This is a genomic window from Pseudomonas medicaginis (assembly GCF_965119365.1).
Lineage (GTDB): Bacteria > Pseudomonadota > Gammaproteobacteria > Pseudomonadales > Pseudomonadaceae > Aquipseudomonas.
On the sequence record NZ_OZ221631.1, the window covers coordinates 1232098 to 1247023 of the forward strand.

Genomic DNA, 14926 nt, shown 5'->3' on the forward strand with positions numbered 1-14926 from the left:
CCAAGCGCTTACGACAAGTTGCACTTCAAGGATGAGAGATTATCGAGTAACGTGCCAATCTTTCTAGATTAAACGTTTCAGCAAGCGTATTTTCAAGGTTAGCAGGATTTTTTGGCCGCTCTGCCGCGATACCGCCAAAAGCTGTCCTGCAACGCTAAGCTGATTCATTCAAAACAATACCTGGCGCCAACCGGACGCCAAAAAGGAGAAAGCATGCTCGAGCTCACTCTAGAGCAGATATCCATGGCGCAGACGGCTGTGGATAAAGACGCTGCACTGCAACTGCTCGCCGACAAACTGGTGGCCGATGGCCTGGTAGCCGAGGGTTACCTCGCCGGCTTGCAGGCTCGCGAAGCCCAGGGTTCGACCTTTCTTGGCCAAGGTATTGCCATCCCCCACGGCACCCCGCAGACCCGCGACCTGGTCTATTCCACCGGCGTGCGCCTGCTGCAATTCCCCGACGGCGTGGACTGGGGCGATGGTCAGATTGTCTACCTGGCCATCGGCATTGCCGCCAAGTCCGACGAACACCTGCGCCTGCTGCAACTGCTGACCCGCGCCCTCGGTGAGACGGACCTGGGCCAGGCCCTGCGCCGTGCCGGCTCCGCCGAAGCGTTGCTGAAGCTGCTGCAAGGCGCCCCGCAGGAGCTGGCCCTGGATGCCCAGATGATCGGCCTCGGTGTGTCGGCTGACGACTTTGAAGAACTGGTATGGCGCGGTGCTCGGCTGTTGCGTCAAGCCGATTGCGTGAGCAATGGCTTTGCCGGGGTGTTGCAGCAAGTCGATGCGCTGCCCCTGGGCGACGGCTTGTGGTGGCTGCACAGCGAACAGACCGTCAAGCGCCCGGGCCTGGCGTTCGTCACGCCGGACAAGCCCATCCGTTACCTGGGCCAACCCTTGAGCGGTCTGTTCTGCCTCGCCAGCCTCGGCGAGGCCCACCAGGCCTTGCTGGAAAGGCTCTGCGCCTTGTTGATCGAAGGCCGCGGCCACGAACTGGGCCGTGCCACCAGCAGCCGTAAAGTGCTGGAAGTGCTCGGCGGCGAACTGCCCGCCGACTGGCCCAGCGCCCGCATCGGCCTGGCCAATGCCCATGGTTTGCATGCACGCCCGGCGAAGATCCTCGCCCAGTTGGCGAAAAGCTTTGAAGGCGAGATCCGCGTGCGCATTGTCGACGGCCAGGACAGCGCCGTGTCGGCCAAGAGCCTGAGCAAGCTGCTGAGCCTGGGCGCCCGTCGCGGCCAGGTCCTGGAATTCATCGCCGAACCGAGCATTGCCGCCGACGCGTTGCCGGCGCTGCTGGCCGCTATCGAAGAAGGCCTTGGCGAAGAAGTCGAACCGCTGCCGCCGCCGAGTGCGCCGCGGGAAACCGTGATGGCCGAAGTGGCGACTGTCGTGTTGGCGCCCGAATCCGGCAGCCTGATCCAGGCCGTCGCCGCCGCCCCGGGCATCGCCATCGGCCCGGCCCACATCCAGGTATTGCAGGCCATCGACTACCCGTTGCGCGGTGAATCGGCGGCCATCGAGCGCGAGCGCCTGCAAAACGCCTTGAACCAGGTGCGCGGCGATATCCAGGGGCTGATCGAGCGCGCCAAGGCCAAAGCCATTCGCGAGATCTTCATCACCCACCAGGAAATGCTCGACGACCCGGAGCTGAGCGACGAAGTCGACACCCGCTTGAAGTTGGGCGAGAGTGCTCAAGCGGCGTGGATGGGGGTGATCGAAGCCGCCGCGAAAGAGCAGGAAGCCTTGCAGGATGCTTTGCTTGCCGAGCGCGCCGCCGATCTGCGGGACGTCGGCCGGCGGGTGCTGGCGCAACTGTGTGGCGTCGAAACCCCGAACGAACCTGATCAACCCTACATTCTGGTGATGGACGAAGTCGGCCCGTCCGACGTGGCCCGCCTGGACCCGACGCGGGTGGCGGGGATTCTCACCGCCCGTGGCGGCGCCACCGCCCACAGCGCCATCGTTGCCCGCGCCTTGGGCATTCCGGCACTGGTGGGCGCCGGTGCGGCGGTGTTGTTGCTGGCGCCGGGCACGTCCCTGCTGCTGGATGGCCAGCGCGGTCGCCTGCACGTGGACCCTGACGCCGCCACTTTGCAGCGAGCCAAGGAAGAACGCGACACCCGCGAACAGCGCCTCAAGGTCGCCGCCGAGCAGCGTCACGAACCGGCGCTGACCCGTGACGGTCATGCCGTGGAAGTGTTCGCCAATATCGGCGAGAGCGCCGGTGTCGCCAGCGCGGTGGAGCAGGGCGCCGAAGGTATTGGCCTGCTGCGCACCGAATTGATTTTCATGGCCCACACCCAGGCACCGGACGAAGCGACCCAGGAAGCCGAATACCGCAAGGTGCTCGACGGCCTGGCCGGTCGGCCTCTGGTGGTGCGCACCCTCGATGTGGGCGGCGACAAGCCGCTGCCGTATTGGCCGATCGCGAAAGAAGAAAACCCGTTCCTCGGCGTGCGTGGCATTCGCCTGACTTTGCAACGTCCGCAAGTCATGGAAGCGCAACTGCGGGCCTTGTTGCGCTCGGCCGACAGTCGTCCGCTGCGGATCATGTTCCCGATGGTGGGCAGCGTCGATGAGTGGCGCCAGGCCCGAGACATGACCGAGCGCCTGCGCCAGGAAATCCCCGTGGCGGACCTGCAACTGGGGATCATGATCGAAGTGCCGTCCGCCGCGTTGCTGGCGCCGGTGCTCGCCAAGGAAGTCGACTTCTTCAGCGTCGGCACCAATGACCTGACGCAATACACCCTGGCGATCGACCGCGGTCATCCGACCCTTTCGGCCCAGGCCGATGGCTTGCACCCGGCGGTGCTGCAACTGATCGACATCACCGTGCGCGCCGCCCATGCCCATGGCAAATGGGTCGGGGTGTGTGGCGAACTGGCGGCCGATCCACTGGCGGTGCCGGTGCTGGTGGGCCTGGGCGTGGACGAGCTGAGTGTCTCGGCCCGCAGCATTGCCGAGGTCAAGGCGCGGGTCCGCGAATTGAGCCTGGCGCAAGCACAAACCCTGGCCCAAGAGGCTTTGGCCGTGGGCAGCGCCGATGACGTGCGCGCATTAGTGGAGGCGCTGTAATGGCGAAGATTCTTACCCTGACCCTCAACCCGGCGCTCGACCTCACGGTGGAGTTGGCGCGCCTGGAACCGGGCCAGGTCAACCGCAGCGACGGCATGCACGCCCACGCCGCCGGCAAGGGCGTGAACGTGGCCCAGGTGTTGGCCGATCTCGGCCATACCCTGACGGTCAGTGGTTTTCTGGGCGAAGACAATGCCCAGGTGTTCGAGACGCTGTTTGCCCAGCGTGGTTTTGTCGACGCCTTTATCCGAGTCCCCGGCGAAACCCGCAGCAACATCAAGCTGGCCGAGCAGGACGGGCGCATTACTGACCTCAACGGGCCGGGCCCGATGGTCGATGCCGCCGCACAGCAGGCGTTGCTGGAGCGTTTGGAGCAGATCGCCCCCGGCCACGACGTGGTCGTGGTGGCGGGCAGCTTGCCCCGGGGCGTCAGCCCGCAGTGGTTGCAGGCCTTGATCACGCGCTTGAAAACACTCGGCCTGAACGTGGCCCTCGACACCAGCGGTGAAGCCTTGCGCGTTGCCCTGGCGGCGGGGCCGTGGCTGATCAAGCCCAACACCGAGGAACTGGCCGATGCGCTGGGTTGCGAGGTGGTGAGCGAAGTGGCCCAGGCGCAAGCGGCGCAACGCCTGCATGCCCAGGGCGTCGAGCATGTGGTGATTTCCCACGGCGCCGATGGCGTGAACTGGTTCAGTGTCGGTGCGGCGCTGCATGCTTCGCCACCGAAGGTCAGCGTCGCCAGCACCGTGGGCGCCGGGGATTCGCTGTTGGCGGGCATGCTGCACGGCCTGCTCAGCGCCGACACCCCGGAGCAGACGCTGCGCACGGCCACGGCCATTGCCGCCATGGCGGTGACGCAGATCGGTTTTGGCATCCACGACACCGCGTTGCTGGCGTCGCTTGAACAGGGCGTGCGCGTGCGCCCCCTGACAGAACAATAAGAGGGTTCGCAAGAATGAAACTAGCCATTGTGACGGCCTGCCCGAACGGCATGGTTACCAGTGTGTTGTGTGCCCGCCTGCTGGACGCCGCGGCGCAGCGCCAGGGTTGGAGCACCAGTGTCGAGGTCCACGACGCGGCGCATCCGGAGCGCCAGTTGTCGGCGGCGACCCTCGAAGCGGCCGAGTGGGTGTTGCTGGTCGCCAGCGGCCCGGTGGACCTGTCGCGGTTCGTCGGCAAGCGGGTGTTCCGCAGCACACCGGCCCTGGCCCTCCAGGACGTTGATGCGGTGCTGCGTCGTGGCACCGAAGAAGCCAGCGTTCTTCTTGCCTCGGATGTCGTGGAGCAAGTGCCGGCGGCTTCGACCGACCGTGCCCCACGGCTGGTCGCCATCACCGCGTGCCCGACGGGCGTCGCCCATACCTTCATGGCCGCCGAGGCCTTGCAACAGGCGGCGAAGAAGCTCGGCTACGACCTGCAGGTGGAAACCCAGGGCTCGGTCGGTGCGCGCAATCCATTGAGCGCCGAGGCCATCGCCGAAGCCGACGTGGTGTTGCTGGCGACTGACATCGAAGTCGCCACCGAGCGTTTTGCCGGCAAGAAGATTTACCGCTGCGGCACGGGCATCGCCTTGAAACAGGCCGAAGCGACGCTGAACAAAGCGCTGGTCGAAGGTCGCCAGGAAAGTGCGTCGAGCGGCGCCAGCGCCCCGGCCAAGTCGGAGAAGACCGGCGTCTACAAGCACCTGCTGACGGGCGTGTCGTTCATGCTGCCAATGGTGGTGGCCGGTGGTTTGTTGATCGCCTTGTCGTTCGTGTTCGGCATCGAGGCCTTCAAGGAGCCCGGAACCCTGGCGGCGGCGCTGATGCAGATCGGCGGCGACACCGCGTTCAAATTGATGGTGCCGCTGCTGGCCGGCTACATCGCCTATTCCATCGCCGACCGTCCGGGCCTGGCGCCAGGCATGATCGGCGGGCTGCTGGCCAGCACCCTCGGCGCCGGCTTCATCGGCGGGATCATCGCCGGGTTCCTGGCCGGTTACACGGCCAAGGCGATCAACCGCTACGCGCGCCTGCCCCAGAGCCTGGAAGCGCTCAAGCCGATCCTGATCATCCCGCTGCTGGCGAGCCTGTTCACCGGCCTGGTGATGATCTACATCGTCGGCAAACCGGTGGCAGGCATGCTCGAAGCCTTGACCCACTTCCTCGACAGCATGGGCACCACCAATGCGATTCTGCTGGGCGTGCTGCTGGGGGCGATGATGTGCGTCGACCTCGGTGGACCGATCAACAAGGCCGCCTATGCGTTTTCGGTGGGGCTGCTGGCTTCGCAGAGTTATGCACCGATGGCCGCGGCCATGGCCGCCGGCATGGTACCGCCCATTGGCCTGGGCATCGCCACGTTCATCGCCCGGCGAAAATTTGCCCAGACCGAGCGCGAGGCCGGCAAAGCGGCACTGGTGCTGGGGCTGTGCTTCATCTCCGAAGGTGCGATTCCGTTCGCGGCCAAGGATCCGCTGCGGGTGATCCCGGCGAGCATCGCCGGCGGTGCGTTGACCGGTGCGCTGTCGATGTACTTCGGCTGCAAGCTCATGGCCCCCCACGGCGGCCTGTTCGTGATGCTGATCCCCAACGCCATCAACCACGCGTTGTTGTACTTGCTGGCGATCGTGGCGGGGAGCCTGCTGACGGCAGTGGCGTACGCACTGCTCAAGCGGCCTGAGGTGGTGGAGATGGCGTTGGAGCCGGCGAAGGTCTGACCAACCCTGTTCTCTCTCTGTGGGAGCGAGCTTGCTCGCGATAGCGGTGTATCAGTCGACCACTTGGTCGCCTGACACTCCGCCATCGCGAGCAAGCTCGCTCCCACATTTGGTTTTTGGGGCGGGCATAAATCCCTGTCACACCCACTTCACAGAGCCATGCTTAAGTTTTCCCATTTCAAGGGAGAACACCATGAGCGAATTCGACCTGGGCCGTCGTCGTGTGATGCAAGCCGTGGGGGCGGGGTTGTTGTTGCCGGGGCTGGCGCCGGCGGTGATGGCCTCGGTCAAGGATCGTCCGGTGCTCACCGACGGTGTGCAGTCTGGTGACTTGCAGGGCGACCGGGCGATGATCTGGAGTCGCAGCGACCGTCCGGCGCGGATGGTGGTGGAGTGGGACACCCGCAGCCAGTTCACCAATCCCCGTCGCTTCGTTTCGCCCATGGCCGATGCCCGCAGTGATTTCACCGCCCGGGTCGAGCTCACCGGGCTGCCTCGCGACCAGGCGATTTTCTACCGTGTGCATTTCGAAGACGCCCAGAGCGGTGTCGCCAGCGAACCTTGGCTGGGACACCTGCGCAGCGTGCCGCAGTTCAAGCGCAACATCCGTTTTGTCTGGAGTGGCGACACCGTCGGCCAGGGCTTCGGTATCAACCCGGACATCGGCGGCATGCGCATCTACGAAGCCATGCGCCTGCGCCTGCCGGATTTCTTCATTCACAGTGGCGACACCATCTACGCCGACGGCCCGGTGCCGGCGCAAATCACCACTGAGGGTGGACGCGTCTGGCGCAACCTCACCACGCAAGCCAAGAGCAAGGTCGCCGAAACCCTGGATGAGTATCGCGGCAACTACCGCTACAACCTGATGGATGAAAACGTACGCCGCTTCAATGCCGAGGTGCCGCAGATCTGGCAGTGGGACGACCATGAGGTGGTCAACAACTGGTCGCCGGGCAAGCAACTGGACGAGCGCTACCAGACCAAGGATATCCACAGCCTCGTGGGACGTGCGCGACAGGCCTGGCTGGAATACGCACCGATGCGCCTGCAAAAGGCCGATAGCGGTGGACGGATCTATCGCAAGCTCGGTTATGGGCCGCTGCTGGATGTGTTCGTGCTGGACATGCGCAGTTACCGCGAAGCCAACGACGCCAACCTCGGCGCGGCCAAGCCATTCCTGGGGCGTGAGCAGTTGAATTGGCTCAAGCGCGAATTGAAGCAGTCCCGTGCCCAATGGAAAGTCATCGCCGCCGACATGCCCATTGGCCTGGGGGTGCCGGATGGCGAGGTCAGCCCCGGCGTGCCGCGCTGGGAAGCGGTTGCCAACGGTGATCCGGGCACGGCCCAGGGGCGTGAAGTGGAGATCGCCGAACTGCTCGGCTACCTGCGCAAGCATCAGGTGCGCAACTACGTCTGGCTCACCGCCGACGTCCACTATTGCGCCGCCCATCACTACCATCCCGAACACGCCGCGTTCCAGGATTTCGAACCGTTCTGGGAGTTCGTCGCCGGGCCATTGAACGCCGGCAGCTTCGGGCCCAACGCCCTGGACAAGACCTTCGGCCCGCAAGTGGTGTTCCAGAAAGCGCCCCCGGCCCAGAACACCTCGCCGTTCGCCGGGTATCAGTTCTTTGGCGAGGTGAACATCGATGGGCAGAGCGGGGAGATGAGTGTGGTGTTGCGGGATCTGGAAGGGGTGGCGGTGTTCGAGAGGAAGCTGCAGCCGGTGTGAATCTAAAGCCACCACAAAAACAATGTGGGAGCGAGCTTGCTCGCGATGGCGGTGTGTCAGTCAATGAAGTGTTGGCTGACGATCCGCTATCGCGAGCGAGCTCGCTCCACAGGGTTGATGTGGCGCGGCAGGATCAGTAGACATCCCGCCGATATCGCCCTTGCTCGATCAATTGCTCCACGGCCTCACGCCCCAGCACCAGATTGAGTACGTGGTCGACCCCGGATGCCATGCCCTGCAAGCTGCCGCAAACATAGATCACCGCGCCGTCGGCCAGCCATTGCTTGAGCAGTGCGGCCGACTCCAGCAGGCGGTCCTGAACGTAGATCTTCTGTTCCTGGTCCCGGGAAAAGGCCAGGTCCAGGCGTTCCAGATCGCCGGAGGTGACCCACTCCTGCAGTTCATCGCGGCAATGGAAGTCATGTTCACGGTTGCGCTCGCCAAACAGTAGCCAGTTGCGCTGCATGCCCTCGGTGACGCGGGCCTTGAGCAGGCTGCGCAGGCCCGCCAGGCCGGTGCCGTTGCCCAGCAGGATCATCGGCACGCCTTGGGGCGGTAGGTGAAAGCTGCTGTTACGGCGTACTCGCAGGCTGATGGCGCTGCCCAGTGGTGCGTGTTCGGTCAGCCAGCCGGAACCGATGCCCAGGCTGCCATCGGCATGTCGTTCCTGGCGCACGATCAGTTCCAGCACACCGTCGGCGGGGATCGAGGCGATGGAATATTCGCGCATTCCCAGCGGTGCCAGCGCCTCCACCAACGCTTGGGCATGCAGGCCCACCAGGTGGGCGCGGTTTGCCGGCAACTGGCGAGTCGCCAGGGCCTGGTCGAGGTTCTGGGACAGGCCGTCGACCTGCACGCGGGCGTGGCCGGACAGGCCGAGGCCATCGAGGAAATGTTCGATCGCCCACGGGTCATTGCGCGGCAGGATTTCCACCAGGTCACCGGCCAGCCAACTGCTCGGACCGGGGGCGGTGAGGCCCAGCAGGTATACGCCCGAGCCGCTGCTGTCGGGGTTGAGCAGGGTGCGTTGGCTCAGCGTCCAGTTTTCGAAACGGGGGGGCTGCCAGGTTTGCGCAGGTGCCTGGCCGGTCAGTTCGGCCAGTTGTTGTTGCCAGTGACGCAGGGCGTATGGATCGCCGCTGTCGACTTCCACCGGCGTGAACAGGGGCTTGCCGCCGTGTTCCGCCAGCCAGGCGTGCAGGCGCCGGGCGAAGCCGCAGAAGTGTTCATATTGCCGGTCGCCCAGGCCCAGCACCGAATACTGCAGGTGCTCCAGGTCCACGGTTTGGCCCAGTACCTTGCGCTCGAAGTCGCGGGCACTGTCCGGCCCTTCGCCGTCGCCAAAGGTGCTGACGACAAACAGCGCGTGGGTGGCGTTGTTCAGGTCCTGCTCACGAACAGCGGCCAGGGGCTGGACGTTCACCGGCAAGCCGGCGGCCTGGAGTTGGCCGGCGGTCTGCCAGGCCAGTCGCTCGGCGAAACCGCTTTGGCTGGCGAAGCCGATCAGCCAGGCCGGCGCATCGGTCGGGTTGGCGAGCAAGGCCTGGCGGGCTTGCCGGGCCTGGCGTTTCTTGCGACGCCGGTCCAGGTACAGCAACCAGCCCGTGATGAAGAACAGCGGCATGGTCAGCGCGGCGACGGTCACCAGGATCCGTCCGACCAGGCCGAAGTAGCTGCCGATATGCAGGGCATAGACACTGGTCAGCAACTGCGCCTTGAGGCTCTTGTCGCTGTAGCGGCTGTGCCGGCTGACGACGCCGGTGGCCGGGTCGAGGATGAGCTGGCTCAGTGCCCGGTCGTGGGGCGAATTCTTCAGCAGGTAGAACACGGTCGCCGGTTGCCCGGCCACGGGAGGCATGCGTACGTTGTAGCTGGACAGGCCCGGCCCGGCGGCGCTGTAGATGCTGCTCCACATGGCGCGGTAGTCGGCCACGGGGAGCGGGCCGCTCGGCGCCGGGCCGCGATTGCGCACCCGTTCCTCCTTCGGCGCATCGGAGAGCAGGCGGGTCACGCCGTTGTTGTACCACTCGTAGGACCAGGTCAGCCCGGTCAGTGCCGCCAGCAGATAGAACACCAGGCACCAGGTGCCTGCCACCGAGTGCAGGTCCCAATGGAAGCTGCGCCCGATTTTGCGCCAGTCGAGGGTCAGCCAGGCGCGCCAGCTTTTCCATTGGCGTGGCCAGCGCAGGTACAACCCGGACAAACAGAAGAACACCAGGATCAGCGTGCAGGCGCCGGTGATTTGGCGGCCCACGTCATCCAGGGTCAGGACGCGGTGCAACCTGAGCATCAGGCCGAAGAAGTCCTGTCCCGTCACATCGCCCATGAACTGCGCGTTGTAAGGGTTGAAATAGCGCATGGCGCCACGTTTTTCCCCAGGAGGCGCCGCAAAGATCACCCGCGCGGCGTTGCCGCTGTCGGTCTCGACCCAGAGCAGGGCGACGGTCTTGCCGGAGGCCGCCTCGATCTGTTCCACCAGCTCGGCGGGCGGCAGGACGCCGGCTGGTTGTTTTTCGACCGTCAACACTTGAGGGTTCAAGGCCCGCAGGATTTCATCCTGGAACGACACCACCGCCCCGGTCACGCCCATCAACGCCAGGACTAGCCCGGCACTGATGCCGAAAAACCAGTGCAACTGGAACAGGGTTTTCTTCAACACGTCGCTCGCCTTGTTCATTAACTGTTCATCACGGCGCGTATTATGCCGTGTGTGATCGAGAAGCATTCATAAACACACCTAAAAGGTGCCGATCTGTGATGAGGTGAGCGACAAAATCCTGTGGGAGCGAGCTTGCTCGCGATAGCGGCCTGTCAGCCACATCACTGTCGGCTGACCCACTGCTATCGCGAGCAAGCTCGCTCCCACAGGGGAAACGCGGTTTTATCGAGAACAAAAACAAAAAAACGGCGCTTTCCATTTCTGGAAAAAGCGCCGTTTTTATTGCGCGACAGGGCCCGAACGTTGGCGGTTCAGGCGCCGAGGCGCATCACACGTAAAACGATTTCAGCGGCGGGAAGCCATTGAATTCCACCGCGCTGTAGCTGGTGGTATAGGCGCCAGTCGACAGCCAGTACAGGCGATCGCCAATGGCCAGGTTCAGCGGCAAGCCGTACTTGTAGTTTTCGTACATGATGTCGGCGCTGTCGCAGGTCGGGCCGGCGATGACCACTTCTTCCATCTCGCCTTTCTTCTCGGTCCAGATCGGGAACTTGATGGCTTCGTCCATGGTTTCGATCAGGCCGGAGAACTTGCCCACGTCCGTGTACACCCAACGCTCGACGGCGGTACGGGACTTGCGCGCCACCAGCACCACTTCACTGACCAGGATCCCGGCGTTGGCGATCAACGAACGGCCCGGCTCCAGGATGATTTCCGGCAGGTCGTCGCCGAAGTCTTCCTTGAGGAAACGGATGATTTCCTCGGCATAGGTTTCCAGGCTGTTGGTGCGGGTGATGTAGTTGGCCGGGAAGCCGCCACCCATGTTGATCAGCTTCAGGACGATGCCGTCTTCTTCCTTCAGGCGCTCGAAGATCACCTTGACCTTGGCGATGGCTGCGTCCCAGACGCTGATGTCGCGCTGTTGCGAGCCGACGTGGAACGAAATGCCGTACGGCACCAGGCCCAGGTCGCGAGCCAGGATCAGCAGGTCCATGGCCATGTCGGTCTGGCAGCCGAACTTGCGCGACAGCGGCCAGTCAGCCGTGGTCGAGCCTTCGGTGAGGATGCGCACATAGACTTTCGAGCCCGGCGCGGCCTTGGCGATGTTGCGCAGGTCGGCTTCGGAGTCGGTGGCATACAGGCGCACGCCCTTCTCGTAGAAGTAGCGGATGTCCTTGGATTTCTTGATGGTGTTGCCGTAGCTGATCTGGTCTGGCGTTACGCCACGGCTCATGACCTTGTCCAGCTCATAGATCGAGGCGATGTCGAAGTTCGAGCCTTTTCCCTTGAGCAGGTCGATGATCTCCACCGCCGGGTTGGCCTTGACGGCGTAGTAGACCTTGGCGAATTCGAAACCGGCGCGCAGGTCGTCATAGGCCTGGGAGATCATCGCGGTGTCGATCACCACGAACGGGGTTTCCTGCTTGTCGGCGAACGCTTTCATTTTCTGGAAAGTTTCGCGCGCAAAATAATCTTCGACCTGGATCGACATACTTGGGACTCCTACTGGCAAACATCAGGATCAATGGGTGTGAGGGCAAGCAGCCCCCGTGAACGTCCTCCGTATCCCCACTTTGGTTCGCCTACTTCCCAAGGCATGTCGCCGAAAGCAAAAAGGCCATGGGATGCGTATTACCCTTGGCCTTGCTGTCTCGTCGTCAGTACTTGAGCCGGATGGATCGTTTCCAGCATGGACGTTCGGCGCGAACTTTAGGGCGTGAGGGGCCTGAGATCAACTAAAAATGTCGCGTTTTTGCACACATCCGTCGTGCGGCCCGGGACTGCTCATGATGTAACCGACCTGTGTGACGGATTGATGTTCCCTTGGATCGGCTGCATACGGACCTGACTGGGTTCAACAGGCATGCAAAATACCTGTGGCGAGGGGATTTATCCCCGCTGGGCTGCGAAGCAGCCCTAGAAGAGGCTCATCGATGTGTCAGAGCGTTCAAGGGCTTTTGTTTGGGGTCGCTTCGCAACCCAGCGGGGATAAATCCCCTCGCCACAGGGGAACCCTCTTACCCTTCAGGCCTGCGCGGTCTCGGCCGGCGAGACAATACTGGTCTTGCCGCCGCGCGAGCGTCCGGAGCTGAGGTATTCGGCGATGGATTCCTGGGTCACTTCGCCGAGGAACACCCGCTCGGCATCCATCACCGGCAGCCACGAACGGTTGAACTCGTACATGCGCGACAGCAGGATCCGCAGGTGTTCGTCGTAGGCGGCAGTGGCGTTGAATTCCCGCAGGTATTGGCCGCATGTGCCGGTCTGACGGTGCAAGTCACGCCGACGCACATAGCCCAGGGCCTTGTTTTCGGCACAGGTGACCACCACGTGGCGACGGTCATGTTCGTCCATCAGCTCCAGCGCCTCGCTCACTGGCGTTTCAGGGCTGACGGATGGGGCGTTGTCCGCCGCGTCTTCAGCCTTGACCAGCAACAGCCGCTTGAGCGTGCTGTCCTGGCCAACGAAATTGCTGACGAACTCGTCGGCCGGATGCGCCAGCAGCGTGTCCGGGTGATCGCACTGGACCAGCTTGCCGGCGCGGAAGATCGCAATCCTGTCCCCCAGCTTGATGGCCTCGTCGATGTCGTGGCTGACCATGATCACGGTCTTGTTCAGCGCCCGCTGCATTTCGAAGAACTCGTTCTGGATCATCTCGCGGTTGATCGGGTCCACCGCGCCGAAGGGTTCGTCCATCAGCAGCAATGGCGCGTCGGCCGCCAGGGCACGGATCACGCCGATCCGTTGCTGCTGGCCGCCCGACAGTTCACGGGGATAGCGATGCAGGTACTGCTTGGGTTCGAGCTTGATCATGCTCATCAGCTCGCGGGCGCGGTCGTGGCATTTCTGCTTGTCCCAGCCGAGCAGCTTGGGCACCACCACGATGTTTTCCTCGATGGTCATGTTCGGGAACAGGCCGATCTGCTGGATCACGTAGCCGATGTTGCGACGCAGGGTCACTTCGTCGAGGTCGGTGGTGTCTTCGCCGTTGATCAGGATCGTGCCCGAGGTGGGCTTGATCAGCCGATTGATCATCTTCAGCGTGGTGCTCTTGCCGCAGCCCGAGGGCCCGAGGAACACGCAGATCTCGCCTTCGTTGACGGTCAGGTTCACCGAGTCCACGGCTTTGACATCCTTGCCGTTGCTCTTGAAGGTCTTGCTGAGGTTCTGGAGTTCGATCATTTCGTTAATCCTTTTGGAGTCAGCGAGCGTTGCAGCCATTGCAGAAGCAGGTCGGCGAAGATGGCCAGGAGACTGACCAGCACGGCGCCGACGATCAGCATCGACATGTCGCTGCGGCTGATGGAAGCGAGGATGAGCACGCCCAGGCCGCCGGCGCCGATGGTGGCGGCGATGGTCATGACGCCGATGTTCATGACCACGGCGGTGCGTACGCCGGCGAGGATCACCGGCACGGCGATGGGTAACTCGACCATGCGCAGGCGCTGGCCGAAGGTCATGCCGATGCCGCGGGCGGCTTCACGGATGCCCGGTTCGACGCCGGTCAGGGCCAGGTAGGTGTTGCGCATGATCGGCAACAGCGAATAGAGAAACACGGCGGTGATCGCTGGCATCGGGCCCAGGCCCTGGCCGAACTTGGAATAGAACGGCAACAACAGGCCGAACAGGGCAATCGACGGGATCGTCAGCAGCACCGTGGCGCTGGCCTGCAATGGGCCGGCGAGCGCCGGGAAGCGGGTCATGAAGATGCCCAGCGGCACACCGATGACAATTGCCAGGGTCACGGCGATGCCGACCAGGGTGATGTGTTGCCAGGTCAGGTGCAGCACCAGCGGCCAGTCCAGATGGGAAAAGGCGTCAAGAAAATCCATGGCTTTTCCTCCAGGTCATTGGGTTGAGAGCAGCGAATGTTGGCGCAGGAAATCGGCGGCAACGGCGGAGGGGCTTTCATGATCGACGTCCACGCGGGCGTTGAGCTGGCGCATGGTGTCGTCATCGAACAGTTCGGTCAGGGGCTTGAGCTGCGCGGCCAGTTGCGGGTGTGCGTCGAGGAACGCCTGGCGCACGACCGGCGCGGCGGTGTAGTCGGGGAAGTAATGTTTGTCGTCTTCCAGCAACTTCAACTTGAACGCGTTGAGCCGGCCGTCAGTGGTGTACACCAGGCCGGCGAACACCTGGCCGTTACGCAGGGCGGTGTAGACCAGGCCTGCGTCCATTTGCCGGATATTCTTGCGGGTGAGGTTCATGCCGTACTGCTCCACCATGCCCGCCAGGCCGTCGGAGCGGTTGGCGAACTCGGTGTCCAGGGCCACCAGATGATTGTCATCGGCTTCGGCCTGCAGCACCGTGTTCAACTGGCTGATGCTGTTGATCTGCGGGTACTGACGGGCGATTTTTTCCGGCAGGGCCAGGGCGTAGGTGTTGCTGAATTTCGACGGTGTCAGCCAGACCAGGCCTTTTTTTGCGTCGAGTTCCTTCACCCGGGCGTAGGACTGGGCACTGTCGAGTTTTTCCGTGACGTGGTTGTAGGCCACCAGTGACACGCCGGTGTACTCCCACAACAGGTCCAGTTGCCCGGTTTCCTGGGCGCTGCGGGCCAGGTTACTGCCCAGGCCGCCCGTGATCTGTGCGTCGTAACCTTTATCGCGCAGGTACTGCGCAGTGATCTCCGCCAGCAGTGTCTGTTCGGTGAACACCCGGGCACCAAGGCGGATCAGTGGTTTTTCAGCGGCTTGGGCGAATCCTGCGAACAGCAGGACACAGCCCAGTATCAAGCTCAACTTCTTCATAAACG

9 protein-coding genes are annotated in these 14926 nt (G+C 63.5%); 4 read left to right on the forward strand and 5 right to left on the reverse strand.

Annotation, left to right across the window (positions count from 1 at the left end; genetic code table 11):
* Positions 1 to 213: 213 nt before the first annotated feature.
* The 4 genes from ptsP (at position 214) to ACMTA2_RS05325 (ending at position 7511) form a co-directional block, all read left to right on the forward strand.
* Positions 214 to 3078 (forward strand): phosphoenolpyruvate--protein phosphotransferase, encoded by a 2865-nt coding sequence (ptsP, locus tag ACMTA2_RS05310; protein ID WP_413794012.1) that lies wholly within the window; start codon positions 214 to 216, stop codon positions 3076 to 3078.
* Positions 3078 to 4019, forward strand: a complete 942-nt coding sequence (pfkB, locus tag ACMTA2_RS05315; protein ID WP_413794013.1) for a 1-phosphofructokinase — start codon at positions 3078 to 3080, stop codon at positions 4017 to 4019. The genes ptsP and pfkB overlap by 1 nt, the downstream gene beginning before the upstream one ends.
* A gap of 14 nt (positions 4020 to 4033) precedes the next feature.
* A complete protein-coding gene (locus tag ACMTA2_RS05320) occupies positions 4034 to 5776 on the forward strand; it encodes a PTS fructose-like transporter subunit IIB (protein ID WP_413794014.1) in 1743 nt (580 codons plus the stop codon).
* A 193-nt stretch (positions 5777 to 5969) separates the two neighbouring features.
* Entirely contained in the window at positions 5970 to 7511 is a 1542-nt protein-coding gene (locus ACMTA2_RS05325; protein ID WP_413794015.1) for an alkaline phosphatase D family protein, read from the forward strand.
* A gap of 133 nt (positions 7512 to 7644) precedes the next feature.
* On the opposite strand, the gene ACMTA2_RS05330 is transcribed toward ACMTA2_RS05325, so the two are convergent.
* The 5 genes from ACMTA2_RS05330 to ACMTA2_RS05350 all read right to left on the reverse strand — a co-directional run bounded on the left by ACMTA2_RS05330 (position 7645) and on the right by ACMTA2_RS05350 (position 14921).
* Positions 7645 to 10170 (reverse strand): PepSY domain-containing protein, encoded by a 2526-nt coding sequence (locus tag ACMTA2_RS05330; protein WP_413795594.1) that lies wholly within the window; start codon positions 10168 to 10170, stop codon positions 7645 to 7647.
* 328 nt (positions 10171 to 10498) lie between these two features.
* On the reverse strand, positions 10499 to 11662 hold the full coding sequence (locus ACMTA2_RS05335) for a type III PLP-dependent enzyme (protein ID WP_413794016.1): 1164 nt from the start codon (positions 11660 to 11662) through the stop codon (positions 10499 to 10501).
* Between the two features lie 533 nt (positions 11663 to 12195).
* A complete protein-coding gene (locus ACMTA2_RS05340) occupies positions 12196 to 13353 on the reverse strand; it encodes an osmoprotectant ABC transporter ATP-binding protein OsmV (RefSeq protein ID WP_413794017.1) in 1158 nt (385 codons plus the stop codon).
* Positions 13350 to 14003, reverse strand: coding sequence for an ABC transporter permease (locus tag ACMTA2_RS05345; RefSeq protein WP_413794018.1), 654 nt, complete (start codon positions 14001 to 14003; stop codon positions 13350 to 13352). The genes ACMTA2_RS05340 and ACMTA2_RS05345 overlap by 4 nt, the downstream gene beginning before the upstream one ends.
* 15 nt (positions 14004 to 14018) lie before the next feature.
* Positions 14019 to 14921 carry a glycine betaine ABC transporter substrate-binding protein gene (locus tag ACMTA2_RS05350; RefSeq protein WP_413794019.1) on the reverse strand — a complete coding sequence of 301 codons (903 nt, stop codon included), beginning with the start codon at positions 14919 to 14921 and terminating at the stop codon, positions 14019 to 14021.
* Between the last annotated feature and the right edge of the window lie 5 nt (positions 14922 to 14926).